The following is a 26,051-nucleotide window of genomic DNA, read 5'->3' on the forward strand; positions in this document are numbered from 1 at the left end:
TGTTCGAGGATTACTCTATTGGTCAGCTACGCACTGATCGTCGAAATATAAAGCAATGACAATAATGAATTAGGTATCGCTCGTAATGCAGTTCTCAAAGTTTGGTGAAAAGTTTAATCAGTACTCAGGTATCACACAGTTAATGGATGACTTAAATGATGGTCTACGCACTCCAGGTGCCATCATGCTCGGCGGCGGTAACCCTGCGGCCATTCCTGCCATGCTCGACTACTTTCAACAAACCAGTGAAGAGATGCTCGCGAGCGGAGAACTCATTGCCGCAATGGCCAATTACGATGGTCCTCAAGGTAAAGATGCGTTTGTTAAAGCGTTGGCTGCCCTGCTTAAAGAGACTTACGGTTGGGATATTTCAGAAAAGAACATCAGCCTGACGAATGGTAGCCAAAGTGGTTTCTTCTACCTGTTTAACCTGCTCGCAGGAAAACAGACTGACGGTTCACACAAAAAAATTCTATTACCTATCGCACCGGAATACATTGGTTACGGCGACGCAGGTGTAGATAAAGATATCTTTGTCTCTTATCACCCAGAAATTGAACTACTAGATAATGGCCTGTTCAAGTATCACGTCGATTTTGAACAACTCAAGGTTGATGAGTCTGTTGCCGCGATCTGTGCGTCTCGCCCAACCAATCCAACAGGCAACGTGTTGACAGACGAAGAGATCCACAAGCTTGATAAGCTGGCACGAGAGAACAATATCCCGCTCATCATCGATAATGCCTACGGCTTGCCGTTTCCAAATATCATCTTTGAAGACGTAGAACCATTCTGGAATGAAAACACCATTCTATGTATGAGCCTATCTAAGCTAGGCTTACCCGGTGTGCGTTGTGGCATTGTGATTGCGAGTGAAGAGATCACCCAAGCAATGACCAATATGAATGGCATTATCAGCTTAGCACCAGGCAGCTTAGGCCCGGCCATCGCCAATCGTATGATTGAAAAAGGTGACTTGCTCAAACTGAGCTCAGAGGTGATCAAACCTTTCTATAAACAGAAATCACAACGTGCCGTTCAACTACTGCAAGAAGCGATTACTGATGAACGTTTCCGCATCCATAAACCAGAGGGCGCTATCTTTCTTTGGTTATGGTTTGATGAACTGCCGATTACCACTATGGAACTCTATGCACGCTTGAAAGCACGAGGAGTGTTGATTGTTCCAGGAGAGTATTTCTTTATCGGCCAAGAAGATGACTGGGAACACGCTCATCAATGCTTACGTATGAACTATGTGCAAGATGATGAGATGATGCAGAAAGGCATCAAGATTATTGCTGAAGAAGTAGAAAAAGCTTACCAAGACTGCTAATGACAAAGCCCAGAATCGCTATTCTGGGCATTTGTTTAGATTGTTGGTAATGTTTCACATTGATAGAAGGTTGCCTCAACAGAATTCGAACGTCCATAAACTCCACCAAAGGTGCTCGTCGAACTAAAGTCACGTTCAATATAATTGGCTTGGACAGCGGCAGCAGCATCGGCAAAATTTTTATTAATAAGTGTTTCGGCTTCTGCTTGATTAGGGCCTAGTTCCAGAACTCCCATAATACTCTGCATATTGGGGTTGAAAGCAGTGAGACCTTTTTCTACACAGTTGTATACCGCTTCTGGTTCAGAGTAAGCAATTCGGATAATGTCACCCGACGACGCTGTTACATCGCTTGCTAGTGGTGCAACCAAGCTAGAACATCCCGTTAAAGCTACAAGGCCTGAAGCTAATAATACCTTTTTCATATTAAGACTCCTTCATTAAACATACAGAACAGCATACTTAAAATAACAAGAAGTACAAACAAAAAAAGAGCACCTTGATGGTGCTCTTTCACTTTTCTTCCCGGCATATACGGCTAGTTAAAGCCTGTGGTCATTAACCTTCTAAGAGGCTATTACCACCAATCGCAATTTTACGTGGTTGCATAGCTTCTGGGATTTCGCGTTCTAGGTCAATGTGTAGTAGACCATTTTCCATGCTCGCACCCACGACTTTTACGTAGTCTGCTAGCTGGAATTTACGCTCGAAATCACGCTCTGCGATACCTTGGTATACGTATTTCTTCTCTTCTTCTGTTTTACGCTCACCCTTAACGATCAGCATGTTCTCTTTTTGAGTAAGATCTAGCTGCTCTTCAGCAAAGCCTGCAACTGCCATAGTAATACGGTAGTTGTTTTCATCTTTTTGCTCGATGTTGTATGGAGGGTAACCGCCAGAAGTGTTCTTCGAAGTGTTCGCTTCCATCATGTTGAATAGACGATCGAAGCCGATTGCGTTGCGGTAAAGTGGAGTGAAATCTACAGTTCTCATAATGCTATCCTTTTAGTAAGCAATAGTCTTAGTCGTGAGTTTGCGCGGATCTACTTTGTATAGATTGCTGCCGACTAAGGGACTCATTCACTATTCCTCTGGCTGCCTCTGTTAGGCTATATGCACGGGACATAGAAACGAATCAAGTTCAATTGTGTGCTTCTAAGGTCATCCTCTCGTGAGCGATACCTCTTCAGCTTTCCAGAAGGTCTGTTTCTTCTCTCTTGAGCAAGACAGCTTCCCTCTTCACAACTAGATATGTGGATAGCACAAATCAGTTTCAAGGGATTATTTTCAAATATTTTTCCAAACCAATATTTTTCAATTACTTAATAAACAAAAAGACCGCCATTTCGGGCAGTCTTTTTAATTCATTTTAGATTATTCCATTCAAGAAAAATCTATACATCCAAGTTAGCAACCTTTAACGCATTCTCTTCGATGAAGTTACGACGAGGCTCTACTTGGTCACCCATTAGTGTCGTGAACAGTTGGTCTGCACCTACTGCATCTTCAATCGTTACCTGCATCATGCGACGAGTTTCTGGGTCCATTGTGGTTTCCCAAAGCTGATCTGGGTTCATCTCACCTAGACCTTTGTAGCGTTGTAGACTTAGACCACGACGAGACTCTTTAATTAGCCACTCTAGTGCATCAACAAAACTTGATACTGGTTGAGTACGCTCACCACGTTTGATGTAAGCACCGTCTTCAATCAGACCTTCTAGCGCTTCAGACAGGCTTGCTAGCTTGCTGTACTCTTTCGAGTTGATTAGGTCGATGCTCAGGGCGTGCTCATGTGTTACACCATGAGTACGAACCACAATCTTAGGTAGATTTAGACCAAGTTCAGCGTGTTGCTCAACTTCGAAGCTGTATTGGCTTGCACCCACTTCTTTGGCATTTAGCTGCTCAACAAGCTGCTTAGTCCACGCTTCTACTGCTGCGCTGTCATGGCACTGCTCTGCCGTTAGGCGTGGTGTGTAGATAAGCTCATGCATTAGCGCGCGTGGGTAACGACGGCTCATGCGATCCACCAGCTTGATACCAGAGTTGTACTGTTGAACCAGTTTCTCTAGTGCTTCACCACCTAGAGCAGGCGCTTCGGCGTTTACATGCAGAGAAGCGTTATCTAGAGCAAGTGCAACCTGGTATTGGTTCATCGCGTCTTCGTCTTTAATGTACTGCTCTTGCTTACCTTTCTTCACTTTGTAAAGCGGTGGCTGAGCGATGTACACGTAACCACGCTCGATAAGCTCTGGCATTTGACGGTAGAAGAACGTCAGAAGTAGCGTACGGATGTGAGAACCATCGACATCGGCATCGGTCATGATGATGATGTTGTGGTAACGCAGTTTATCCGGGTTGTATTCGTCACGACCGATACCACAGCCAAGTGCCGTGATTAGCGTTGCCACTTCCTGAGAAGAAAGCATCTTGTCGAAACGAGCTTTTTCTACGTTAAGAATCTTACCTTTCAGCGGAAGGATTGCTTGGTTCTTACGGTTACGGCCTTGTTTTGCGGAGCCGCCTGCCGAGTCACCCTCCACTATGTATAGTTCAGACAGTGCTGGGTCTTTTTCCTGACAGTCAGCCAGTTTACCTGGAAGACCAGCTAGGTCTAGCGCGCCTTTACGACGAGTCATCTCACGAGCTTTACGCGCTGCATCACGAGCACGTGCTGCATCGATGATCTTAGTACAAACAGTTTTCGCTTCAGCTGGGTGCTCAATTAGGAACTCAGACAGCTTCTCACCCATAGCTTGTTCTACTGCTGATTTCACTTCAGAAGAAACTAGCTTATCTTTAGTCTGGCTTGAGAACTTAGGATCAGGAACCTTAACTGAGATAACCGCAGTTAGACCTTCACGCGCATCATCACCAGATGTTGCTGTTTTTGCTTTCTTCGAGAAGCCTTCTTTGTCCATGAACGAGTTCAGGGTACGAGTTAGGGCTGCACGGAAGCCAGCAAGGTGAGTACCACCATCACGCTGAGGGATGTTGTTGGTGAAACAGTAGATGTTTTCTTGGTAGCCATCGTTCCACTGCATTGCAACTTCTACTGCAATGCCGTCTTCACGCTCTGCGTTGAAGTGGAATACTTTCTCGATGATTGGCGTCTTGTTGGTGTTCAAGTGCTCAACGAATGCTTGGATACCACCTTCATACATGAAGTGGTCGCCTTTGTCTTCTTCACGCTCGTCACGTAGCTTGATCGATACGCCCGAGTTTAGGAAAGAAAGCTCACGTAGACGCTTAGCTAGGATATCGTAGTGGAATTCTGTGTTAGAGAATGTCTCTTCGCTTGGCCAGAAACGGATTTCTGTACCCGTTTTGTCTGTCTCACCAATCACTGCTAGTGGCGCTTGAGGCTCACCGTGGTGATAAGTTTGAGTATGGATTTGACCGCCGCGATGGATAGTTAGCGTCACCTGTTTAGACAGTGCGTTTACTACCGAAACACCTACACCGTGTAGACCGCCCGATACTTTGTATGAGTTGTCATCGAACTTACCACCCGCGTGAAGTACCGTCATGATAACTTCTGCCGCTGATACTTTCTCTTCTGGGTGCATCTCTGTAGGGATACCACGACCATCATCGCGTACCGAAACAGAACAATCTTCATGGATAGTGACAATGATGTCTTTACAGTGACCTGCCAACGCTTCATCAATTGAGTTATCCACCACCTCGAAGACCATGTGGTGCAGACCGGTACCATCATCCGTGTCGCCGATGTACATACCAGGACGCTTACGTACTGCGTCCAGACCCTTTAGTACTTTAATACTCGATGAATCGTAATTTTCAGACATGAGTTATCTTCCACTATATATTTTGCTCTATTGTGCCATGTTCCACATGGAACATCTTACCATTTTCATCATGCATATCTGCAATCTGACTGTCAGTAATAGAGCTTACAAAAACTTGAGCCCCCGTCTCTTTTAAGCAGTCGGCTAGACGCTTACGACGTTGGCTATCTAATTCTGATGCAAAGTCATCAATTAAGTAGATGCATTGCTTGCCAGTCATTTCGGTAAGGTGCTGCCCTTGCGCGACTCGCAACGCACACACCATCAATTTTAACTGGCCTCGTGACAGCACATCTTCAACAGGAGTGCCGTTCACTTTAATGCGTAAATCGGCTTTGTTTGGCCCACTAAAAGTGTAGCCAAGAGCCTGATCACGTTCGAAATTCTTCTCTAGTATCTCTTGGTATGGGGTGTCTTTATCCCAACCACGATAATACTTTAATTGGATATCAAATTCTGGCAAAAAGACGCGGCAAATCTCTTCAGCTTTGACTTTCATCTGCTCAACGTAGCTGGCTCGCCACTGACTGATGTTTTCTGCCAGCCTTGCCATCTCTTGATCCCAATAGCTGAGCTCACGATAGCTGGTGGCCGTCTTGAGTAACGCATTACGCTGCTTATTAAGACGCTTAAAACGCCCCCACGCATCATAAAACGCAGACTCGGTGTGAAACACACCCCAGTCAATAAACGCACGGCGATGTTTAGGGCCATCCGTCAGCAAATCAAACCCTTCAGGGTGAATCAATTGCAGAGGCAAAACCTGCGCTAGCTGTGCAAGCTTTTGTCCAGATTGACCGCCTATTTTAACCTCTGTTGAACCATCACGCTGCTTATTAATGCCAATTGGTAGCTCAAATTGATCCGAGTTCAAAAAACGCCCATGAACAAACAGCTCATTGCACTCATTTTGAATAATTCGGCCTGTCAGAGAACTCTTAAAAGAGCGGCCATGACCAAGCAGATAAATGGCTTCCAGCACACTGGTTTTGCCACTACCGTTAGGGCCAATAAGAAAGTTAAAGCCTGCTGACAGGTTAATGTCACAGGCTTCAATGTTTCTAAATTGCTTTATGATGAGACGGGTAAGCGGCATGCTAGAGTCGAATCGGCATCACCACATACATGGCACTGTCATCTTCTGCGTTTTCAATCAACGCACTGGCATTGGCATCCGACATAGAGACTCGAACCTTTTCACAACGTAGCGTATTCAATACATCTAATACGTAGCTAACGTTGAAGCCAATCTCAATAGCCTCACCTTCAAAGCTGACATCTAGCATCTCTTCCGCTTCTTCTTGCTCAGGGTTGTTCGCAGTAATGCGCATCTCTTCACCAGCAAGATTCACTCGCACGCCACGGAATTTTTCGTTAGATAGAATCGCAGCACGTGAAAATGCTTGGCGCAGTTCATCACAGCCCGCCTCTAAAGTCTTGGTCGTGCTTTGTGGCATTACGCGGCGATAGTCTGGGAATCGGCCATCAACGAGCTTAGATGTGAAGACATAGTTGTTCACTTCAGCACGTACGTTAGAGCTACCGATTTGCAGAACAACTGGCTGCTCAGGTGCATCAAGCAATTTAACCAACTCCAGTACACCTTTACGCGGAACAATGATTTGCTTTTGTGCAAAGTCAGCGCCCAACTGAGTTTGAGATACCGCCATACGGTGTCCATCGGTTGCTACACTGCGCAGTGTCGTGCCATCGATTTCAAATAACATACCATTGAGGTAGTAACGAACATCTTGATTCGCCATTGAGAACTGAGTTTTCTCAACTAAGCCACGAAGCTCAGCTTGAGTTAGCGACACTTCCACTTCACTCTGCCAATCTTCAATATTTGGAAAATCATTCGCCGGTAGTGTCGATAAAGAGAATCGGCTACGGCCTGAGCGCACTTGAACACGATCGCCTTCTAAAACAAAGGTAATCACTGAGTCATCAGGAAGTCCGCGACAAATATCAAGAAACTTACGTGAAGGCACAGTAATACTGCCCGCTTCAAACTCACCTTCCAAAGTCACGCGACTGATCAGTTCCACTTCTAGGTCGGTTGCTGTCATAGACAGAACGTTGTCTTCTACTTTTAGCAATAGGTTACCGAGAATAGGTAAAGTGGGACGACCACCTAGTGCGCCGGAAACTTGTTGAAGAGGTTTCAGCAGGTGGCTACGCTCAATGGAAAATTTCATAGGATGCTCTTATCCGTATTCGTTGGTTGTTTCAGTGCTTAGAATACTGTGAATCAAGAAATAGTGCGAACTTAAGAAGAAAGTGTACGAATCAGATTCGAGTAGTCTTCTTTAATATCATGGCTCTCTTCACGCAGCTGCTCTATCTTTCGGCAAGCGTGCAGTACGGTCGTATGGTCACGGCCACCAAACGCATCGCCAATCTCAGGCAAGCTGTGGTTAGTCAGTTCTTTCGCCAGTGCCATCGCCAATTGACGAGGACGCGCAACAGAACGAGAGCGACGCTTCGACAGTAAATCTGCTACTTTGATCTTGTAGTACTCAGCAACCGTCTTTTGAATGTTATCGATCGTAACTAGCTTCTCTTGCAACGCTAGTAGATCGCGCAAGGCTTCACGAACAAAATCAATAGTAATCGGACGACCGGTAAAGTTTGCATTGGCAATAACACGGTTGAGTGCACCCTCAAGCTCACGAACGTTTGAACGCAGACGCTTAGCGATAAAGAATGCCACTTCATCAGCGAGGTGAATTTGGTGGTCTTCCGCTTTTTTCATCAAGATCGCAACGCGCGTTTCAAGCTCAGGTGGCTCAATCGCAACCGTTAGACCCCAACCAAAGCGAGATTTAAGACGATCTTCTACGCCGCTGATCTCTTTAGGATAGCGATCCGACGTTAGGATGATCTGCTGGTTGCCTTCAAGCAGAGCATTAAAGGTATGGAAGAACTCTTCCTGAGATCGCTCTTTATTAGCAAAGAATTGGATATCATCGATCAATAGTGCATCGACACTGCGGTAGTAGCGCTTGAACTCTTCAATCGCATTGTTTTGCAGCGCTTTCACCATATCTTGCACAAAACGCTCCGAGTGCATGTAGACCACTTTCGCATTCGGCTTGTTATCCACAATCGCGTTGCCGACAGCATGCAGTAGGTGAGTTTTACCTAGGCCAGTGCCACCGTAGAGGAAGAGAGGGTTATATGCCGCACCTGGGTTGTCCGCCACTTGACGTGCCGCAGCCAAACCAAGCTGGTTCGATTTACCCTCAACGAAGTTATTAAACTTGTGCTTAATATTGACGTTAGAACGGTGGTTGATGTCCGCGACCGCTTCTTCGTCGTCATCCCATGTTTTATGCACAGGCTTTCGTGCTTGCAGTTGCGCTGGCGCAGACGACTCGGCCGCAATGTCCGCTGGCGTGCGTTTTGGCTCTGGCTTAGACGCTACGACAGGGCGAGCGCCAATTTCAAAATGCAGCGTTGGGATATCGTTACCACAATATTCTTTTAACAGACGATTGATGCTGTTGAGGTACTTATCGCGCACCCAATCAAGAACGAAACGGTTTGGCGCAAATAAGGTGAGAGTATTGTCATTGAGCTCCGCTTGTAATCCACGGATCCAAGTGTTGAACTCAGTTGCGGTTAGCTCTTCTTGTAGTTGTTGCTGGCATTGCAACCAAAGCGAAGATGACACGGTGCCCTCACTCAAAGTCTATGATCGGAAAAGATTGGCAATTTTACCTGTTGATAACCAAGATCGCCAGCAAATGATCGGCGATCCAGTGAATAAGATCTAAGTTATTCACAATATTTTCGCCATCATTCGATGGATCCCCACACATCGCCCCATTATTACCCACACTTTGATCCACAATTGGGCAAAAGTGACGAGATCCATCCTCTGGTGATAACTCTGTGAATTAAGCATTGGAATTAGATCATTTTCATGGGGTAACTTGTGACCCTAAACCTCCACATTCGCCCCAAAAACCGCTGACTTTTTAACCTTATTACTCTACTGTCTAGGATATTGCACTTGGTTATTTATCTAAACGAGTAAAGTGACAGTAGTATTTATCCCCATAATTATATGGAGTTGTACTATGAAAAACTGGATTAAGGCTGCCGTTGCAGCTATCGCGCTTTCTGCTGCTACTGTTCAAGCTGCGACTGAGGTCAAAGTTGGCATGTCTGGACGCTATTTCCCATTCACGTTTGTTCAGCAAGATCAGCTGCAAGGTTTTGAAGTTGACCTTTGGGATGAGATCGGCAAACGCAACGACTACAAAGTGGAATACGTAACAGCAAACTTTTCTGGTTTATTCGGTCTACTAGAAACAGGCCGTATTGATACAATCTCAAACCAGATCACTATGACTGATGCACGCAAAGCCAAATACCTATTTGCTGACCCGTATGTTGTCGATGGTGCACAAATTACCGTTCGTAAAGGTAACGAAGAGATTAAAAACGTAGAAGACCTAGCGGGTAAGACTGTTGCCGTTAACCTAGGTTCTAACTTTGAACAACTTCTGCGTGACTACGATAAAGATGGCAAGATCAACATCAAGACTTACGATACCGGTATCGAGCATGATGTTGCACTTGGCCGAGCTGACGCATTTATAATGGATCGACTATCAGCACTTGAGCTGATCAAAAAGACTGGCCTACCACTTCAACTGGCGGGCGAACCGTTTGAAACGATCCAAAATGCTTGGCCATTTGTTGATAACGACAATGGCAAAAAGCTTCAAGCTGAAGTGAACAAAGCACTAGCAGAAATGCGTGCAGACGGCACTCTTGCGACAATCTCTGAGAAATGGTTTGGTGCTGATATCACTAAATAATGCTCAACATTGTTGTTTGCTAGCCCTATCTAACTAAATATGGGCTACCTTTTAACCCACTGCTTTCCTTCCTTTGCAGTGGGTTTTGCTTTTTATTCTCGTGATTAAATGTGGGACACGTTATGGGATTCGATTTCAATTACATGCTAGGTCTGATGCCAATACTGCTTAAGTATCTTGGCACAACCATGGAAATGGCGACCTGGGGTTTGTTCTTTTCACTGATTTTATCCGTCATATTGGCGAATATCCGAGTGTTTCGCGTCCCAGTTCTCGATCAACTAAGTCAGCTTTACATCAGCTTTTTCCGTGGCACGCCCCTGCTCGTTCAGCTGTTTCTCCTTTATTACGGCTTACCGCAAATCTTCCCATTTTTAGTCGGTCTTGATGCCTTTGGCGCCGCCGTGATTGGTTTAACACTCCATTTCGCCGCCTATATGGCAGAAAGCATTCGAGCAGCCATAATCGGAATTGATCGTAGCCAGATGGAAGCAAGCCTTTCTGTGGGTATGACAACGCCACAAGCGATGCGTCGAGTGATTTTACCGCAAGCAACGCGTGTCGCACTGCCATCATTGATGAACTACTTTATCGACATGATTAAATCGACTTCATTGGCATTTACGCTTGGAGTGGCAGAGATTATGGCTAAAGCTCAAATGGAAGCCTCTTCTAGTTTCCGTTTCTTCGAAGCATTTTTGGCGGTCGCACTTATCTATTGGGGTGTGGTCGTGATTCTGACTCGCGTTCAAATCTGGGCTGAAGCAAAACTGAACAAGGCATACGTACGATGATCAAACTCGATAATATTCATAAACGCTTTGGCGATACAGAAGTCTTAAAAGGCATTGACCTTGAGATCAATCAAGGTGAAATCATCGTGATTATCGGTTCAAGTGGAACCGGTAAGTCAACACTACTTCGCACCGTCAATTTTCTTGAGAATGCCGATAAAGGCGTGATCACAATTGATGATGTCAGTGTCGATACAGAAAAACACACCAAAGCAGAAGTGCTCGCACTGCGTCGTAAGACAGGGTTTGTTTTCCAAAACTACGCGCTCTTTGCCCATATGACAGCAAGACAGAATATTGCTGAGGGTCTGATTACTGTGCGAGGTTGGAAAAAAACCGATGCCCTAGCCCGTGCACAAGAGATTCTGGATGACATTGGCCTTGAGGATAAGGGCGATAGTTATCCAGCGGCTCTCTCCGGCGGTCAACAACAGCGTGTGGGTATTGGTCGTGCAATGGCACTGCAGCCAGAACTGCTGCTATTTGATGAACCAACATCGGCTCTTGATCCAGAATGGGTGGGAGAAGTTCTTAATTTAATGAAGGACTTAGCAACTAAGCACCAAACCATGTTGGTGGTTACTCATGAAATGCAATTTGCCAAAGAGGTCGCCGATCGCGTGATCTTTATGGCTGAAGGCAACATCGTCGAGCAAGGCTCTCCACAGGATATCTTCGGTAATCCACAGGATCCTCGCTTACAGAAGTTCCTTCGACAAGTCGGTGCTGAGTAAAGATCAAACAAGAGGATCGATCGATCCTTGAGATTTTGCTCACACTACGTATAATCGCTCGGCCGGAATTTTAGACTCATATTCACCTATTTAACTGTCGCTCAAAGATTGACAGTTTATGTGACTGTGATTACAATTCCGCCTCTTTGTTGAGAGGCGTCGGTTATGTCCTCTTTATATATAAAGAAGACGTTAATGCCCACGCCGGGTTAACATTGACCTAAAACTACTGATCAGTAAAGGTAATTATCATGAAACGCACTTTTCAACCTTCAGTTCTAAAGCGCAAGCGTACACACGGTTTCCGTGCACGTATGGCTACTAAGAACGGTCGTGCAACAATCAACGCACGTCGTGCTAAAGGCCGTAAGCGTCTTTCTAAGTAATCTTCGATTATTTTGAATACGTACGCGTTCAATCGGGAGTTACGCTTGTTAACTCCCGAGCATTATCAAAATGTCTTTCAGCAAGCTCATCGAGCTGGCTCTCCTCATTTCACCATCATTGCTCGTAAAAATAGCCTATCTCATCCTCGACTAGGTTTAGCCGTCCCAAAGAAACAGATTAAAACCGCAGTAGGTCGTAATCGTTTTAAGCGCCTTGCACGTGAAAGCTTTCGTAACAATCAACACCAACTTGCTCACAAAGATTTTGTTGTTATTGCCAAGAAAAGCGCGCAAGATCTAAGCAATGAAGAAATTTTCAAATTGTTTGATAAATTATGGCAGCGCCTGTCTCGCCCCTCACGCGGGTAACAATCGGCTTAGTTCGATTCTATCAAGGTTTTATTAGTCCAATTCTTGGGCCACGTTGTCGTTTTTCCCCAACTTGCTCCTCTTATGCCATAGAAGCGTTGAAAGCTCACGGTTTTGTAAAAGGGTGTTGGTTATCAAGCAAACGTCTATTAAAATGCAACCCTTTAAATAAGAAGGGTTGGACATACGATCCCGTACCACCAGTCCAACAACAAGACAGAGATAAATAACGATGGATTCTCAACGTAATATCCTGTTAATCGCGCTAGCACTGGTTTCTTTCCTATTGTTCCAACAATGGCAAGTTGCAAAGAATCCTACGCCTCAGTCGGTTGAACAGGCTCAATCAAGCAGTACTCTACCTGCCCCATCATTTGCCGACGAGCTAGATCCTGCGCCTGCGCAGCAACAAGCTTCAGCAAAAACAATTACCGTGACAACTGATGTATTGACTCTGTCGATTGATACGGTTGGTGGTGACGTTATTCACGCAGACCTTAATCAATACGCAAACGAGCTTGATTCAGAAGACCCATTTGTTCTTCTTAAAGACGAAACTGGTCACCAGTTCATTGCTCAAAGTGGTCTAGTTGGCCCACAAGGCATCGACCTAAGCAGCACGAACCGCCCTGCATACGCAGTAAGCGCAGACAGCTTTACACTTGAAGACGGTCAAGATGAACTGCGTATCCCAATGACGTTTACTGCAAATGGTCTTGAATACACTAAGACGTTTGTAATGAAACGCGGCAGCTACGCGCTTGACGTTGAATACGACATCGTAAACAAATCTGGCAACAACGCGACATTTGGTATGTACGCACACCTTCGTCAAAACCTTCTTGACGCTGGTGGCAGCATCACAATGCCAACCTACCGCGGTGGTGCATACTCAACGGAAGATACTCGCTACAAGAAGTACAGCTTCGAAGACATGCAAGATCGCAACCTGTCTCTTAACCTAGCAGACGGTCAAGGTTGGGCAGCGATGATCCAGCACTACTTCGCGACAGCATGGATTCCACGCAACGAGCCAGGTACAAACCTTTACACTCGCGTGATTGGTAACCTTGGTGATATCGGTGTGCGCATGCCAAACAAAACCATCGCTGATGGTGATACGGCAAACTTCAAAGCAACACTATGGGTAGGTCCTAAACTTCAGTCAGAAATGGCGGAAGTCGCACCAAACCTAGACCTAGTAGTGGACTACGGCTGGCTATGGTTCATCGCGAAACCACTGCACACGCTACTGTCGTTCATTCAGGGCATCGTGTCTAACTGGGGTATCGCAATCATCTGTCTGACCTTTATCGTTCGTGGTGCAATGTACCCACTGACTAAAGCTCAGTACACCTCTATGGCGAAAATGCGTATGCTTCAGCCTAAGCTGCAAGCAATGCGCGAGCGTATCGGTGATGACCGCCAGCGTATGAGCCAAGAAATGATGGAACTGTACAAGAAAGAGAAAGTAAACCCACTAGGTGGCTGTCTTCCTCTAATTCTACAGATGCCAATCTTCATCGCTCTATACTGGGCACTGATGGAATCTGTTGAGCTACGTCACTCTCCATTCTTCGGTTGGATCACTGACCTTTCAGCGCAAGACCCTTACTACATCTTGCCACTGCTGATGGGTGCTTCAATGTTTATGATCCAGAAGATGAGCCCAACGACGGTAACGGATCCAATGCAGCAGAAGATCATGACCTTTATGCCGGTTATGTTTACTTTCTTCTTCCTGTTCTTCCCATCAGGTTTGGTTCTTTACTGGCTAGTATCGAACGTCGTGACGCTAATTCAACAGTCGCTTATCTACAAAGCACTGGAGAAAAAAGGTCTACATTCAAAGTAACCTTTTAGCGAAATAGATGAGAAAGGCGGCCAAAAGGTCGCCTTTTTTATTTGAGCTGATTACAATTCATCACAATATTGATTTGCCGCTAGATGGCACTAAGAAATAAGCAGGCACTACTATGACAACTGATACCATTGTTGCACAGGCAACCGCCCCAGGACGTGGTGGCGTGGGCATTATCCGAGTATCTGGCCCACTTGCGTCTAAAGTCGCCCAAGAAGTGACAGGTAAAGAGCTGCGTCCTCGTTACGCGGAATACCTACCATTCACCCAAGAAGATGGCAGCCAAATTGACCAAGGCATTGCCCTTTACTTCCCAAATCCGCACTCATTCACAGGTGAAGATGTCTTAGAACTTCAGGGCCACGGTGGTCCTGTTGTTATGGACATGCTGGTTAAGCGTATCTTAAAAATATCAGGGGTGCGCACCGCTCGCCCAGGTGAATTCTCAGAGCGCGCATTCCTCAATGACAAACTCGATCTCGCGCAGGCTGAAGCTATTGCTGACTTAATTGATGCGAGCTCTGAAGAAGCCGCTAAATCGGCCCTACAGTCACTGCAAGGCGCATTTTCAGGTCGTATCAATACCCTAGTCGAATCGCTTATCCATCTTCGTATCTATGTCGAAGCAGCCATCGACTTTCCTGAAGAAGAGATCGACTTCTTAGCCGATGGTAAAGTCGCTGGCGACTTGCAAAGCATCATTGATAACCTTGCCGCAGTGCGCCAAGAAGCCAACCAAGGCGCAATTATGCGTGAAGGGATGAAAGTCGTTATCGCAGGTCGCCCAAATGCGGGTAAATCCAGCTTGCTCAACGCTCTGTCAGGCAAAGAGTCCGCGATTGTGACCGATATTGCAGGCACAACCCGTGATGTCCTGCGCGAACATATTCATATAGATGGTATGCCTCTCCATATTATTGACACGGCAGGCCTGCGTGACGCATCAGATGAAGTAGAAAAAATTGGTATCGAGCGTGCTTGGGATGAAATTGCTCAAGCCGACCGAGTGCTATTTATGGTTGATGGCACGACAACTGATGCCACCGATCCAAAAGAGATTTGGCCAGACTTTGTTGATCGACTACCAAACAATATCGGCATGACAGTGATCCGCAATAAAGCAGATCAAACCGGTGAAGATCTCGGTATCTGCCACGTCAATGATCCCACTCTCATCCGCCTGTCGGCAAAGACAGGCCAAGGGGTTGAATCACTTCGTACTCACCTAAAAGAGTGCATGGGCTTTGCTGGTGGCAATGAAGGTGGCTTTATGGCTCGACGCCGCCACCTAGAGGCACTAGAGAAAGCGGCAGAACACTTAGACATCGGTCAGCAGCAACTGGAAGGTTATATGGCTGGGGAAATTCTCGCAGAAGAGCTTCGCATCACTCAGCAGCATTTGAGTGAGATTACCGGTGAATTCAGCTCTGATGATTTGCTCGGTCGAATCTTCTCTTCTTTCTGTATCGGTAAATAACACTAACAGCGCGGCTATCATGCCGCGCTTTTTTATTCGAAAAGGAATCGAAATGATCCACATTATTACAGGTAGCACGCTCGGTGGTGCAGAATACGTTGGCGATCACCTTAGTGACCTCCTGATTGAAGAAGGCTTTGAAACCACCATCCACAACCAACCAGAGCTCTCTGAAATCGACAATCAGGGGACTTGGTTACTGATCACATCAACGCATGGTGCCGGTGAGTATCCAGACAACATTCAAAACTTCATTCAAGCTTTGCAGAACACACCACCAAAAATGAGCGATGTAAAATACGCGACCATTGCAATAGGTGACTCAAGCTATGACACCTTCTGTGCCGCAGGTCTTCATGCTCACGACCTGTTAACAGACATTGGCGCAACGGCCATTGCAGAATGCCTTACTATCGATGTCCTCAAGCACGATGTGCCTGAAGATGCAGCTGAAGAGTGGTTAAAAGGGCACATGGAACGCTTCTAAATACCTTCAAAGTGGCCAATCTATTGGCCACTTCTTCCTACCTAGCTACAAATGTGAATAACTTTCCTCGCTCCCACCTGAACTGTTTGCTCAAATATCAACCAAACCATCTGTGGATAAAATATGATCTTTTCGGTGATTAACCTATAGTTATCCAAAGAACAACTCTGATCCTTTTTTCTCCCTGTGCATAACCATCGTTTTTGATCCCAGTTAATCCTCGTTCAGATCAAAACAAGATCACATGATATGATCGACTAAAGATCAATGATCTTGTTGATCATTTTCCAGTTATCCACAGAAACAAGCGATCCTAATAATAGATCTAATAAAAGATCATATATATAGATCATAAATACATTAGTCTTAGTCAGCCTGAAATGAAAAGAGTCAAAACCATTTTCTCTCACTTTGAAAGAAGGTAGAATATCGCTCCTTTTATCTGTCCAACTCTCTTGAATACCTGAGGTCGTTCATGCTTTATCACGAAAAATTTGACGTCATTGTTGTTGGTGGCGGTCACGCAGGAACGGAAGCCGCACTCGCATCAGCTCGTACGGGGCAAAATACGCTTTTGCTTACTCACAATATTGACACTTTAGGTCAAATGTCATGTAACCCAGCAATTGGTGGCATTGGCAAAGGCCATTTAGTGAAAGAGGTTGATGCAATGGGTGGTCTAATGGCTCAAGCCATCGATCATTCGGGTATTCAGTTTAGAACACTTAATGCTTCTAAAGGTCCGGCAGTGCGTGCTACGCGTGCTCAGGCAGATCGTGCTCTTTACAAAGCTTATGTTCGCCATGCGTTAGAAAATTCACCGAACTTGACCTTGTTCCAACAGTCGGTTGATGACTTGATTGTAGAAAACGATCAAGTGACAGGCGTTGTTACTCAAATGGGTCTGCGTTTCTACGCCAAAGCAGTGGTTTTAACAGTAGGTACCTTCCTCGGTGGTAAGATCCACATCGGTATGGAAAGTTCTTCTGGTGGCCGCGCAGGTGATCCTCCATCGATCGCATTGGCAGATCGACTACGCGAACTTCCGTTTAGAGTCGATCGTCTTAAGACTGGTACTCCACCACGTATTGATGCCCGCAGTGTCGATTTTTCGGAACTGGAAGTTCAGCATGGTGATAATCCAACGCCAGTCTTTTCTTTCATGGGTCAGCGCACACAGCACCCAAGACAAATTCCGTGTTTTATCACGCACACCAATGAAAGCACTCACGATGTGATTCGTAATAACCTCGATCGTAGTCCAATGTATGCGGGTGTGATTGAAGGTATCGGTCCACGTTACTGTCCTTCGATTGAAGACAAGGTGATGCGTTTTGCGGATAAAAACAGTCACCAGATTTTTATTGAGCCAGAAGGCTTAGATACACATGAGTTGTATCCAAATGGTATTTCCACCAGCTTACCATTTGACGTTCAAGTTCAGATTGTTCGCTCAATGAAGGGTTTTGAGAATGCACATATCGTTCGCCCTGGTTATGCGATTGAATACGATTTCTTTGACCCTCGTGATTTGAAACACACTTACGAGACTAAGTTTATCAACGGTTTATTCTTCGCTGGACAGATTAACGGTACAACTGGCTACGAAGAAGCAGCAGCACAAGGCCTGATGGCAGGTTTGAATGCCAGCTTGTACAGCCAAGACAAAGAAGGCTGGAGCCCACGCCGCGATCAAGCTTACATGGGCGTGTTGATTGATGATCTATCAACCATGGGTACCAAAGAACCGTACCGCATGTTCACATCTCGTGCGGAATACCGTTTGCTACTTCGTGAAGACAATGCAGATTTACGTTTGACAGAAAAAGCGCGTGAGTTGGGCTTAGTCGACGATGCTCGCTGGGCTCGATTCAATGAAAAGATCGAAAACATGGCCACTGAGCGTCAACGTTTGGCAGAAACTTGGATGAATCCAAAGTCAGAAGGTGTTGATGCGCTTAATGAACTGCTGAAATCACCAATGACTCGCGAAGCGAGCGGTGAAGATCTACTTCGTCGTCCGGAGATGTCTTACGATCAACTGACTAAGCTTGATGCTTTTGCACCTGCTATGGACGATCAACAAGCCGCTGAGCAAGTTGAAATCCAAGTGAAGTACGAAGGTTACATTAAGCGCCAGCAAGATGAGATTGAAAAATCGCTTCGTCATGAGAACACCAAATTGCCTGTGGATTTGGATTACTCCAAAGTGAGCGGTCTTTCAAACGAAGTCGTGGCTAAGCTAACGGATGCAAAACCTGAGTCTATCGGCATTGCGTCACGTATTTCTGGTATCACACCAGCGGCGATTTCGATTCTACTGGTTCATTTGAAAAAACATGGCATGCTTAAAAAAGGCGAGGAAGAATAATGTCTCAACTGCGAACTCAGCTCGACGCTCTTATTGCTCAAACTGAACTTGAAGTATCTGAGCAGCAGCGTCAGCAACTTATTGGTTACGTTGAGATGCTCGATAAGTGGAACAAAGCGTACAACTTGACCTCTGTTCGTGATCCAAAAGAGATGCTGGTTAAGCACATCATGGACAGCATCATTGTTAGCACTCACTTACAAGGTGAGAGCTATATTGATGTCGGTACTGGTCCTGGTTTGCCAGGCGTTCCATTGGCGATCATGAGCCCTGAAAAAACCTTTGTTCTTCTCGATAGTTTGGGCAAACGTATTCGCTTTATTAAGCAAGTACTTCATGAGCTGAAGATTGAAAATGTGACGCCGATTCAAAGTCGAGTCGAAGAGTATCAACCTGAAGACAAGTTTGATGGTGTACTAAGCCGAGCATTCGCGTCAATGACTGACATGGTCGAATGGTGTCATCACTTGCCAAAAGCAGAGACTGGGCACTTCTTAGCACTGAAAGGCTTATTACCACAGGATGAGATTGAGCAATTACCAGAGTGGTGTTCTGTGACAGAGGTCAAAGCTTTGAATGTTCCTCAATTGGAAGGCGAGCGTCATCTAGTAATCTTATCGCGCAAGGAATAATAGCGAGGTCCATTGTGGGAAAAATCGTAGCAATAGCCAATCAGAAAGGCGGGGTTGGTAAGACAACAACCTGTATCAACTTGGCCGCATCAATGGCAGCAACCAAGCGCAAAGTCTTGGTGATTGATCTTGACCCACAAGGGAACGCAACTATGGCCAGCGGCGTCGACAAGTATCAAGTCGACGCTTCGGCATACGAACTTCTGGTCGAAGATGTACCGTTTGAAGAAGTGGTGTGCCGTAAAACCTCAGGCAATTATGACCTGATCGCCGCGAATGGTGATGTTACCGCGGCAGAAATCAAATTAATGGAAGTGTTTGCGCGAGAAGTTCGTCTCAAGCACGCACTCGCTTCAGTTCGCGATAACTATGATTTCATCTTTATCGATTGTCCTCCCTCTCTAAACCTTCTTACAATCAACGCTATGGCTGCGGCCGATTCGGTCTTGGTTCCTATGCAGTGTGAGTACTTTGCACTGGAAGGTTTAACTGCGCTTATGGATACGATCAGCAAATTGGCTGCTGTCGTTAATGAGAACTTAAAAATCGAAGGTCTACTCCGAACCATGTATGACCCTCGTAACCGACTCTCTAACGAAGTGTCCGATCAATTGAAAAAGCACTTTGGCAACAAGGTGTACCGCACTGTTATTCCGCGTAATGTACGTTTAGCTGAAGCCCCAAGTCATGGCAAACCAGCGATGTACTACGACAAGTACTCTTCCGGCGCGAAAGCCTATCTCGCTCTTGCGGGTGAAATGCTTCGCCGCGAAGAAGTCCCTGCATAACGACAACCAAAGGAATTCCATCTCATGTCTAAACGTGGTTTAGGTAAAGGGCTTGACGCCCTGCTTTCTACTAGCTCACTGGCGCGCGAAAAGCAGCAGAGTGCCTTGCACAGCCAAGAGTTGTCATCTGATGGTAATCTGACTGACTTAAACATTAATAGCTTAAAGCCTGGTGTTTATCAGCCTCGTAAAGATATGGAGCCTGAAGCGCTAGAAGAGCTCGCTGCATCCATCGAGTCGCAAGGTATTATCCAGCCAATCGTGGTGCGTCAGGTTGAGAGCGACAAATTTGAGATTATTGCGGGTGAACGTCGCTGGCGTGCCGCTCGCAAAGCGGGCTTAAAACAAGTGCCATGTGTGGTCAAAAATGTTGAGGATCGTGCAGCGATCGCTATGGCATTGATCGAAAACATTCAACGTGAAGATCTGAATGTGATCGAGGAAGCGGTCGCACTCGATCGCTTACAAGAAGAGTTTTCGTTGACCCACCAGCAAGTTGCGGATGTGATCGGTAAATCTCGTACCACCGTCAGTAACTTATTGCGTCTAAATCAGCTTGAAAATGACGTAAAGAGCTTAGTTGCCAACAAACAGCTCGAAATGGGGCATGCTCGTGCCTTGCTTGCATTGGAAGGTGAGCAGCAATGTGAAGTTGCTAGCCAAGTTGCCAAGAAGCAGATGACCGTTCGCCAAACAGAACAATTGGTGAAAAAGTGTCTACAGCCAGTTATTGAAGAAAAAAATGTCCCTCAGGATGCTGAGATTCAACAATTGTCACAAAATTTAAGTACAAAACTGGGTGGTAAAGTTGCTATTGTGCGAAACCCAAATGGAAAATCGAAAGTGACAATTAGTCTTGATGAGCCTCACAAATTAGAGCGACTGATTGCAATGCTAGAGAGCTAAATGACATAATTGATCTCAATCAATTATGTAAAAAACTATTTTTTGTGCGAAAGTTGTCGGTTTGTAAACAAAATTGTAACTTTTTACCGGGTTTTAATTGCATTAAGGTGCACTGAACGTATAATTTTCGCCAATTTCCCAGCACAGAGTGAAGTCGTGCAAAGTGGATATTACTAGAGGTACGAATACATGGTGGCTGCGTTAGCTAGACCAGGACGAGAGCTTGCTAAGCGATTGTTGATGATCGAAATTGGCGCGGTTACGTTAGTGGCAGCAGGAATGTCGATTGCTGTAAATACTGAATGGGGAGTTTCAGCACTAATTGGTGGAAGCATTTTTGTTATCGCCAATGCTGTATTCGCCTTGTGTGCTTTTCTTTTTGTAGGAGCGCGTGCTGCCAAAATGGTTGCGGTGTCTTTCTACACAGGTGAAGCGCTTAAGATCCTCATCACAGTAGCACTCTTCTCCGTTGCTTACGTGTATATGCAGGTGGAACTCGTTCCCCTGAAACTAACCTATTTGCTGGTACTCGGGATTAACATCTTTGCACCAGCGCTATTCATTAACAACAAAAAATAGGATGAGTTATGGCTGCGCCAGGTGAAGCGCTAACAGCTTCCGGTTACATCACTCACCACCTTACTCACCTTTCAACTTACAAGTTGGGGTTAGTGGCGGAAGAGACGAGTTTCTGGAACATACACATCGATAGCCTGTTGTTTTCTTGGATCACTGGTTTAATGTTCTTAGGAGTGTTTTACAAAGTAGCTAGGAAGTCGACAGTAGGTGTGCCGGGTAAGCTTCAATGTTTTGTTGAAATGATCGTAGAATTTGTCGCGGAAAACGTCAAAGATACGTTCCATGGACGCAACCCATTGATAGCACCTCTCGCACTGACTATCTTTTGTTGGGTATTCTTAATGAACTTGATGGACTTAGTTCCAATCGACTTCTTACCATATCCAGCAGAGCATTGGTTAGGTATTCCTTATCTTAAGATTGTACCTTCAGCTGATGCTAACATCACCATGGGGATGGCTATAGGCGTTTTCGCTCTGATGATTTATTACAGCATCAAAGTGAAAGGTCTAGGTGGATTTGCTAAAGAATTGGCACTGCATCCGTTTAATCACTGGACCATGATTCCATTTAACCTACTGATTGAAGTGGTATCGCTACTTGCGAAGCCTCTATCACTTGGTATGCGTCTATTTGGTAACATGTTTGCTGGTGAGGTTGTATTCATTCTTTGTGCAGCAATGCTACCATGGTTCCTTCAATGGATGGGTTCACTTCCGTGGGCAATTTTCCATATTCTGGTAATTACGATTCAGGCCTTCGTGTTTATGATGCTAACGATTGTTTATATGTCAATGGCACACGAAGACGGCGATCACTAATTTTTTAAACTCTTATTAGTCAAAAGTTATATTTGGAGATAGTAATGGAAACTGTACTGAGCTTTTCAGCAATCGCAGTAGCAATCATCGTTGGTCTATGTGCAGTAGGTACTGCAATCGGCTTCGCAGTTCTAGGTGGTAAATTCCTAGAAGGCGCTGCGCGTCAACCAGAAATGGCTCCGATGCTACAAGTTAAGATGTTCATCATCGCTGGTCTACTGGATGCGGTTCCAATGATCGGTATCGTAATCGCTCTACTATTTACTTTCGCAAACCCATTCGTTGGTCAACTAGCTGGTTAATCATTGCTTTTCAGAGGCAAACATCGGTTTGTCATTGATTAACACTAAGTCCAATAAAGAGGGGTAGCTGTTGTGAATATGAACGCAACTCTGCTAGGTCAAGCAATCTCATTCGCACTATTTGTGTGGTTCTGCATGAAGTATGTATGGCCGCCAATCATGCAAGCGATTGAAGAGCGTCAGAAAAAAATTGCTGACGGTCTACACGCTGCTGAGCGCGCTGAGAAAGACTTAAACCTAGCGCAAGCTAACGCTTCTTCTCAATTGAAAGAAGCGAAGCGCACAGCAACTGAGGTCATCGAGCAAGCAAACAAGCGTAAAGCTCAAATTCTTGATGAAGCTCGCGAGGAAGCTCAGGCAGAACGCCAGAAAATCCTAGCGCAAGCAGAAGCAGAACTTGAAGCAGAACGCAACCGTGCGCGCGATGAACTGCGCAAACAAGTTGCAACTCTGGCTTTAGCTGGTGCTGAGAAAATCCTTGAGCGTTCTATCGATAAAGACGCGCACAAAGATCTTCTCGACAACATTACTGCAAAACTTTAAGTCTGGGGGCGCATATGTCTGATATGACTACTATCGCACGCCCCTATGCTAAAGCAGCATTCGACTTTGCTGTTGAGAAAGGCCAACTAGACCTATGGGGTCAAATGTTGTCTTTTGCAGCGGAAGTTGCCAATAACGAACAAATTCATGAGCTACTAACTAGCTCTACTTCTGCCGATAAACTGGCAGAGATTTTTGTTGCGGTATGTGGCGAACAAGTTGATGAGTTCGGCCAAAACCTAATTAAGGTGATGGCTGAGAATGGCCGATTAGAGGCCCTTCCTGATGTGTGTGCTGAGTTCCTGCTTCTTAAGCAAGAACACGAGAAAGAAATCACTGTTGAAGTTACTTCAGCAACTGAACTTTCAGAACAGCAAAAAGCAGACATCAGCAGCAAACTTGAAACGCGTCTTGAACGCAAAGTCCAGCTGAATTGCAGCGTAGATGAGGCCCTACTTGGTGGGGTTATTATTAGAGCCGGAGACTTAGTCATCGATAACTCAGCACGTGGCCGTTTAAGCCGCCTGAGCGATGCATTGCAGTCTTAATGGGGATTGGAGCATGCAACTTAATTCCACGGAAATTAGCGATCTAATCAAACAACGTATCGAATCTTTCGAAGTTGTTAGTGAAGCTCGCAACGAAGGTACTATCGTATCGGTAAGCGACGGTATCATTCGCATTCACGGCCTAGCGGACGTGATGCAAGGTGAAATGATTGAATTACCGGGTGGCCGTTATGCACTAGCACTTAACCTTGAGCGTGACTCGGTTGGTGCTGTTGTAATGGGCCCATATGCTGACCTTAAGGAAGGCATGAAAGTTACAGGTACTGGTCGTATTCTTGAAGTACCAGTTGGTCCTGAAATGCTTGGTCGTGTTGTAAACACACTAGGTGAGCCAATTGATGGTAAAGGTCCAATCGAAGCGAAACTGACTTCGCCTGTAGAAGTGATTGCACCAGGTGTAATCGACCGTAAATCGGTAGATCAACCTGTTCAAACTGGTTACAAATCTGTTGACTCAATGATCCCAATCGGTCGTGGTCAGCGTGAGCTTGTAATCGGTGACCGTCAGACTGGTAAAACAGCAATGGCGATCGATGCAATCATCAACCAGAAAGACTCTGGTATTTTCTCAATCTACGTAGCTATCGGTCAGAAAGCATCGACTATCGCTAACGTAGTTCGCAAACTAGAAGAGCACGGCGCACTAGCAAACACTATCGTTGTTGTTGCATCGGCTTCTGAATCTGCAGCGCTACAATACCTAGCGCCATACGCAGGTTGTGCGATGGGTGAATACTTCCGTGATCGCGGCGAAGACGCACTGATTGTTTATGATGATCTATCTAAGCAAGCTGTAGCTTACCGTCAGATCTCTCTACTACTAAAACGCCCACCAGGCCGTGAAGCATTCCCAGGTGACGTTTTCTACCTTCACTCACGTCTACTAGAGCGTGCAGCTCGTGTAAGCGAAGAGTACGTAGAAAAGTTCACTAACGGTGAAGTGAAAGGCAAAACAGGTTCTTTGACAGCACTGCCTATCATCGAAACTCAAGCTGGTGATGTTTCAGCATTCGTACCGACAAACGTAATCTCGATTACTGACGGTCAGATCTTCCTACAGACTGAGCTATTCAACGCGGGTGTTCGTCCAGCCGTTGACCCAGGTATCTCAGTATCTCGTGTAGGTGGTTCTGCACAGACGAAAATCATCAAGAAGCTATCAGGCGGTATCCGTACTGCACTAGCTCAGTACCGTGAACTAGCGGCATTCGCACAGTTCTCGTCTGATCTTGATGACGCGACAAAGAAACAGCTAGACCACGGTCAGAAAGTTACAGAACTAATGAAGCAGAAGCAGTACGCTCCAATGTCTGTATTTGACCAAGCTCTAGTAATCTTTGCGGCAGAGCGCGGCTACTTAGCAGATGTTGAACTAAGCAAACTGCTAGATTTCGAAGCGGCTCTACTATCGTTCGCTCGCGGTCAATACGCTGAATTTGCAGCTGAGATCGACAAGACGGGTGCTTACAACAATGAAGTTGAAGAGCAGCTTAAGAAGCTGACTGACGACTTCGTAGCAACCCAAACTTGGTAATAGGTCGGTGGCAGTAATGCCACCAACTAATGGAGAGTAACGATGGCCGGCGCAAAAGAGATACGTAATAAAATCGGTAGTGTTAAAAGCACTCAGAAGATTACGAAAGCAATGGAAATGGTAGCAGCTTCAAAAATGCGTCGCTCTCAAGACGCAATGGAAGCTTCTCGTCCATACGCTGAAACAATACGTAAAGTGATCGGTCACGTAGCTAACGCAAGTCTAGAGTATCGTCATCCGTACCTAGAAGAGCGTGAAGCTAAGCGTGTTGGTTACATCATCGTTTCTACAGACCGTGGCCTATGTGGCGGCTTGAACATTAACGTGTTCAAAAAAGCTGTCACAGATATGCAAAGCTGGAAAGAAAAAGGTGCAGAAATTGAACTAGCATTGATTGGTTCAAAAGCAACTGGCTTCTTCAACAACAGCGGCGCAAAAGTAGCGGCACAGGTTTCTGGTCTTGGCGATAAGCCTAGTCTTGAAGACCTAATCGGCTCTGTAAGTGTAATGCTTAAGAAATACGATGAAGGTGAATTGGACCGACTATATGTTGTGAGCAACAAGTTTGTGAACACTATGGTTCAACAACCAACGATCGATCAATTACTACCTTTGCCTAAATCGGACAGCGAAGAGATGCAGCGTACCCACCAATGGGACTACATCTACGAGCCAGAACCAAAAGCGCTACTAGATACGCTTCTAGTGCGTTATGTGGAATCTCAAGTATACCAAGGTGTGGTTGAGAACCTTGCTTGTGAGCAAGCGGCTCGAATGATTGCAATGAAAGCTGCAACTGATAATGCGAGCAACCTGATTGATGACTTAGAACTTGTGTACAACAAAGCCCGTCAGGCTGCGATCACACAAGAACTGTCAGAAATCGTTTCAGGTGCGGCAGCGGTTTAAGCTTAGGTA

General features: G+C 45.6%; 27 protein-coding genes. 21 read left to right on the top strand and 6 right to left on the bottom strand.

All coding sequences use genetic code 11. The features are described from left to right. The first annotated feature begins 85 nt into the window (after positions 1-85). Entirely contained in the window at positions 86-1,336 is a 1,251-nt protein-coding gene (locus tag F0231_RS16895; protein WP_171760878.1) for a valine--pyruvate transaminase, read from the top strand. Positions 1,337-1,371: 35 nt separating this feature from the next. Here F0231_RS16895 and F0231_RS16900 read toward each other — a convergent pair whose 3' ends face one another. From F0231_RS16900 to dnaA, 6 genes are all read right to left on the bottom strand, one after another. Next, complete coding sequence (locus F0231_RS16900) at positions 1,372-1,761, bottom strand: hypothetical protein (RefSeq protein ID WP_171760879.1); 390 nt, start codon at positions 1,759-1,761, stop codon at positions 1,372-1,374. A gap of 133 nt (positions 1,762-1,894) precedes the next feature. Next, positions 1,895-2,329, bottom strand: coding sequence for an Hsp20 family protein (locus tag F0231_RS16905; protein ID WP_171760880.1), 435 nt, complete (start codon positions 2,327-2,329; stop codon positions 1,895-1,897). 401 nt (positions 2,330-2,730) lie between these two features. Continuing rightward, positions 2,731-5,148 (bottom strand): DNA topoisomerase (ATP-hydrolyzing) subunit B, encoded by a 2,418-nt coding sequence (gene gyrB / locus F0231_RS16910; RefSeq protein ID WP_171760881.1) that lies wholly within the window; start codon positions 5,146-5,148, stop codon positions 2,731-2,733. A gap of 13 nt (positions 5,149-5,161) precedes the next feature. After that, complete coding sequence (recF, locus tag F0231_RS16915; protein WP_171760882.1) at positions 5,162-6,244, bottom strand: DNA replication/repair protein RecF; 1,083 nt, start codon at positions 6,242-6,244, stop codon at positions 5,162-5,164. Position 6,245: 1 nt separating this feature from the next. Then, positions 6,246-7,346: a DNA polymerase III subunit beta gene (dnaN, locus tag F0231_RS16920; protein ID WP_171760883.1), complete on the bottom strand. Its 1,101-nt coding sequence runs from the start codon at positions 7,344-7,346 to the stop codon at positions 6,246-6,248. A gap of 71 nt (positions 7,347-7,417) precedes the next feature. Then, positions 7,418-8,824 carry a chromosomal replication initiator protein DnaA gene (gene dnaA / locus F0231_RS16925; protein WP_171760884.1) on the bottom strand — a complete coding sequence of 469 codons (1,407 nt, stop codon included), beginning with the start codon at positions 8,822-8,824 and terminating at the stop codon, positions 7,418-7,420. 409 nt (positions 8,825-9,233) lie between these two features. Between dnaA and F0231_RS16930 the strand changes: the two genes are divergently transcribed. The 20 genes from F0231_RS16930 (at position 9,234) to atpG (ending at position 26,042) form a co-directional block, all read left to right on the top strand. Beyond that, positions 9,234-9,980, top strand: a complete 747-nt coding sequence (locus F0231_RS16930) for an amino acid ABC transporter substrate-binding protein (protein ID WP_171760885.1) — start codon at positions 9,234-9,236, stop codon at positions 9,978-9,980. A 122-nt stretch (positions 9,981-10,102) separates the two neighbouring features. After that, positions 10,103-10,774 (top strand): amino acid ABC transporter permease, encoded by a 672-nt coding sequence (locus F0231_RS16935; RefSeq protein ID WP_171760886.1) that lies wholly within the window; start codon positions 10,103-10,105, stop codon positions 10,772-10,774. Continuing rightward, the gene (locus F0231_RS16940; RefSeq protein ID WP_171760887.1) at positions 10,771-11,508 is read left to right on the top strand and encodes an amino acid ABC transporter ATP-binding protein; all 738 of its coding nucleotides are present in this window, start codon (positions 10,771-10,773) and stop codon (positions 11,506-11,508) included. Before F0231_RS16935 ends, F0231_RS16940 begins: the two co-directional genes overlap by 4 nt. A gap of 251 nt (positions 11,509-11,759) precedes the next feature. After that, positions 11,760-11,894 (top strand): 50S ribosomal protein L34, encoded by a 135-nt coding sequence (rpmH, locus tag F0231_RS16945; RefSeq protein ID WP_004411068.1) that lies wholly within the window; start codon positions 11,760-11,762, stop codon positions 11,892-11,894. A gap of 45 nt (positions 11,895-11,939) precedes the next feature. Then, positions 11,940-12,263 carry a ribonuclease P protein component gene (gene rnpA, locus F0231_RS16950; RefSeq protein WP_248329987.1) on the top strand — a complete coding sequence of 108 codons (324 nt, stop codon included), beginning with the start codon at positions 11,940-11,942 and terminating at the stop codon, positions 12,261-12,263. Then, positions 12,230-12,493, top strand: coding sequence for a membrane protein insertion efficiency factor YidD (gene yidD / locus F0231_RS16955; protein WP_171760889.1), 264 nt, complete (start codon positions 12,230-12,232; stop codon positions 12,491-12,493). Before rnpA ends, yidD begins: the two co-directional genes overlap by 34 nt. A gap of 2 nt (positions 12,494-12,495) precedes the next feature. Next, positions 12,496-14,118 (top strand): membrane protein insertase YidC, encoded by a 1,623-nt coding sequence (gene yidC / locus F0231_RS16960; protein WP_171760890.1) that lies wholly within the window; start codon positions 12,496-12,498, stop codon positions 14,116-14,118. Between the two features lie 121 nt (positions 14,119-14,239). Next, entirely contained in the window at positions 14,240-15,601 is a 1,362-nt protein-coding gene (mnmE, locus tag F0231_RS16965; RefSeq protein ID WP_171760891.1) for a tRNA uridine-5-carboxymethylaminomethyl(34) synthesis GTPase MnmE, read from the top strand. 52 nt (positions 15,602-15,653) lie between these two features. After that, the gene (gene mioC / locus F0231_RS16970) at positions 15,654-16,088 is read left to right on the top strand and encodes an FMN-binding protein MioC (RefSeq protein ID WP_171760892.1); all 435 of its coding nucleotides are present in this window, start codon (positions 15,654-15,656) and stop codon (positions 16,086-16,088) included. 475 nt (positions 16,089-16,563) lie between these two features. After that, positions 16,564-18,459: a tRNA uridine-5-carboxymethylaminomethyl(34) synthesis enzyme MnmG gene (mnmG, locus tag F0231_RS16975; RefSeq protein WP_171760893.1), complete on the top strand. Its 1,896-nt coding sequence runs from the start codon at positions 16,564-16,566 to the stop codon at positions 18,457-18,459. Continuing rightward, positions 18,459-19,091 carry a 16S rRNA (guanine(527)-N(7))-methyltransferase RsmG gene (gene rsmG / locus F0231_RS16980; protein WP_171760894.1) on the top strand — a complete coding sequence of 211 codons (633 nt, stop codon included), beginning with the start codon at positions 18,459-18,461 and terminating at the stop codon, positions 19,089-19,091. The genes mnmG and rsmG overlap by 1 nt, the downstream gene beginning before the upstream one ends. A 14-nt stretch (positions 19,092-19,105) precedes the next feature. Then, on the top strand, positions 19,106-19,879 hold the full coding sequence (locus F0231_RS16985) for an AAA family ATPase (protein ID WP_171760895.1): 774 nt from the start codon (positions 19,106-19,108) through the stop codon (positions 19,877-19,879). 24 nt (positions 19,880-19,903) lie between these two features. Then, positions 19,904-20,785 carry a ParB/RepB/Spo0J family partition protein gene (locus F0231_RS16990; RefSeq protein ID WP_171760896.1) on the top strand — a complete coding sequence of 294 codons (882 nt, stop codon included), beginning with the start codon at positions 19,904-19,906 and terminating at the stop codon, positions 20,783-20,785. Positions 20,786-20,974: 189 nt separating this feature from the next. Beyond that, on the top strand, positions 20,975-21,364 hold the full coding sequence (locus F0231_RS16995; protein WP_171760897.1) for a F0F1 ATP synthase subunit I: 390 nt from the start codon (positions 20,975-20,977) through the stop codon (positions 21,362-21,364). Between the two features lie 8 nt (positions 21,365-21,372). Further along, a complete protein-coding gene (gene atpB / locus F0231_RS17000) occupies positions 21,373-22,185 on the top strand; it encodes a F0F1 ATP synthase subunit A (protein ID WP_171760898.1) in 813 nt (270 codons plus the stop codon). A 44-nt stretch (positions 22,186-22,229) separates the two neighbouring features. Further along, positions 22,230-22,487, top strand: coding sequence for a F0F1 ATP synthase subunit C (atpE, locus tag F0231_RS17005; RefSeq protein ID WP_000450922.1), 258 nt, complete (start codon positions 22,230-22,232; stop codon positions 22,485-22,487). A gap of 72 nt (positions 22,488-22,559) precedes the next feature. Beyond that, positions 22,560-23,030, top strand: coding sequence for a F0F1 ATP synthase subunit B (atpF, locus tag F0231_RS17010; RefSeq protein ID WP_004417263.1), 471 nt, complete (start codon positions 22,560-22,562; stop codon positions 23,028-23,030). 14 nt (positions 23,031-23,044) lie between these two features. Next, positions 23,045-23,578: a F0F1 ATP synthase subunit delta gene (atpH, locus tag F0231_RS17015; protein ID WP_171760899.1), complete on the top strand. Its 534-nt coding sequence runs from the start codon at positions 23,045-23,047 to the stop codon at positions 23,576-23,578. Between the two features lie 13 nt (positions 23,579-23,591). Continuing rightward, on the top strand, positions 23,592-25,133 hold the full coding sequence (gene atpA, locus F0231_RS17020; protein ID WP_171760900.1) for a F0F1 ATP synthase subunit alpha: 1,542 nt from the start codon (positions 23,592-23,594) through the stop codon (positions 25,131-25,133). Between the two features lie 42 nt (positions 25,134-25,175). Next, positions 25,176-26,042 (top strand): F0F1 ATP synthase subunit gamma, encoded by an 867-nt coding sequence (gene atpG / locus F0231_RS17025; RefSeq protein WP_005476185.1) that lies wholly within the window; start codon positions 25,176-25,178, stop codon positions 26,040-26,042. Positions 26,043-26,051 lie beyond the last annotated feature (9 nt).

It is taken from the genome of Vibrio sp. RE86 (genome assembly GCF_013114545.1).
GTDB lineage: Bacteria > Pseudomonadota > Gammaproteobacteria > Enterobacterales > Vibrionaceae > Vibrio.

Excerpts from the sequence above, each read along its gene's own strand:
- F0231_RS16895 (WP_171760878.1), top strand. The coding sequence starts at position 86 with ATGCAGTTCTCAAAGTTTGGTGAAAAGTTTAATCAGTACTCAGGTATC.
- F0231_RS16900 (WP_171760879.1), bottom strand. The coding sequence starts at position 1,761 with ATGAAAAAGGTATTATTAGCTTCAGGCCTTGTAGCTTTAACGGGATGT.
- F0231_RS16905 (WP_171760880.1), bottom strand. The coding sequence starts at position 2,329 with ATGAGAACTGTAGATTTCACTCCACTTTACCGCAACGCAATCGGCTTC.
- gyrB (WP_171760881.1), bottom strand. The coding sequence starts at position 5,148 with ATGTCTGAAAATTACGATTCATCGAGTATTAAAGTACTAAAGGGTCTG.
- recF (WP_171760882.1), bottom strand. The coding sequence starts at position 6,244 with ATGCCGCTTACCCGTCTCATCATAAAGCAATTTAGAAACATTGAAGCC.
- dnaN (WP_171760883.1), bottom strand. The coding sequence starts at position 7,346 with ATGAAATTTTCCATTGAGCGTAGCCACCTGCTGAAACCTCTTCAACAA.
- F0231_RS16930 (WP_171760885.1), top strand. The coding sequence starts at position 9,234 with ATGAAAAACTGGATTAAGGCTGCCGTTGCAGCTATCGCGCTTTCTGCT.
- F0231_RS16935 (WP_171760886.1), top strand. The coding sequence starts at position 10,103 with ATGGGATTCGATTTCAATTACATGCTAGGTCTGATGCCAATACTGCTT.
- F0231_RS16940 (WP_171760887.1), top strand. The coding sequence starts at position 10,771 with ATGATCAAACTCGATAATATTCATAAACGCTTTGGCGATACAGAAGTC.
- rpmH (WP_004411068.1), top strand. The coding sequence starts at position 11,760 with ATGAAACGCACTTTTCAACCTTCAGTTCTAAAGCGCAAGCGTACACAC.
- yidD (WP_171760889.1), top strand. The coding sequence starts at position 12,230 with ATGGCAGCGCCTGTCTCGCCCCTCACGCGGGTAACAATCGGCTTAGTT.
- yidC (WP_171760890.1), top strand. The coding sequence starts at position 12,496 with ATGGATTCTCAACGTAATATCCTGTTAATCGCGCTAGCACTGGTTTCT.
- mnmE (WP_171760891.1), top strand. The coding sequence starts at position 14,240 with ATGACAACTGATACCATTGTTGCACAGGCAACCGCCCCAGGACGTGGT.
- mioC (WP_171760892.1), top strand. The coding sequence starts at position 15,654 with ATGATCCACATTATTACAGGTAGCACGCTCGGTGGTGCAGAATACGTT.
- mnmG (WP_171760893.1), top strand. The coding sequence starts at position 16,564 with ATGCTTTATCACGAAAAATTTGACGTCATTGTTGTTGGTGGCGGTCAC.
- rsmG (WP_171760894.1), top strand. The coding sequence starts at position 18,459 with ATGTCTCAACTGCGAACTCAGCTCGACGCTCTTATTGCTCAAACTGAA.
- F0231_RS16990 (WP_171760896.1), top strand. The coding sequence starts at position 19,904 with ATGTCTAAACGTGGTTTAGGTAAAGGGCTTGACGCCCTGCTTTCTACT.
- F0231_RS16995 (WP_171760897.1), top strand. The coding sequence starts at position 20,975 with ATGGTGGCTGCGTTAGCTAGACCAGGACGAGAGCTTGCTAAGCGATTG.
- atpB (WP_171760898.1), top strand. The coding sequence starts at position 21,373 with ATGGCTGCGCCAGGTGAAGCGCTAACAGCTTCCGGTTACATCACTCAC.
- atpE (WP_000450922.1), top strand. The coding sequence starts at position 22,230 with ATGGAAACTGTACTGAGCTTTTCAGCAATCGCAGTAGCAATCATCGTT.
- atpH (WP_171760899.1), top strand. The coding sequence starts at position 23,045 with ATGTCTGATATGACTACTATCGCACGCCCCTATGCTAAAGCAGCATTC.
- atpA (WP_171760900.1), top strand. The coding sequence starts at position 23,592 with ATGCAACTTAATTCCACGGAAATTAGCGATCTAATCAAACAACGTATC.
- atpG (WP_005476185.1), top strand. The coding sequence starts at position 25,176 with ATGGCCGGCGCAAAAGAGATACGTAATAAAATCGGTAGTGTTAAAAGC.